General features: G+C 71.3%; 1 pseudogene. It reads left to right on the top strand.

The features are described from left to right. Positions 1–23: 23 nt before the first annotated feature. Positions 24–349: pseudogene (locus N869_RS16170) on the top strand (nucleotide sugar dehydrogenase); the annotation flags it as partial.

Genomic DNA, 349 nt, shown 5'->3' with positions numbered 1-349 from the left:
TCAGTGCCTCGACCGATGAGGGTGTGCTGGGTCGGGCGCGGGTGGTGGTGATCTGTGTGCCGACGCCGTTGTCGGCTGATGGGGGTCCGGATCTGGGTCCGGTGCGTGCGGCGACCGCGGCGGTGGCGCGGAACCTGGTGGCGGGGATGGTGGTGGTGCTGGAGTCCACGACCTACCCGGGGACCACCGAGGAGCTGGTGCGTCCGGCGTTGGAGGCCACGGGGCTGACGGTGGGCACCGATGTGCACCTGGCGTTCTCCCCTGAGCGGGTGGACCCGGGCAACCCGGTGTACGGGATCAAGAACACCCCCAAGGTCGTGGGTGGGTCGACCCCGGCGTGCACGGCGGC

The organism is Cellulomonas bogoriensis 69B4 = DSM 16987, assembly GCF_000767165.1.
GTDB lineage: Bacteria > Actinomycetota > Actinomycetes > Actinomycetales > Cellulomonadaceae > Actinotalea > Actinotalea bogoriensis.
Note: the sequence above shows the minus strand (reverse complement) of the source record. Positions and strands in the feature narration are given on the sequence as shown.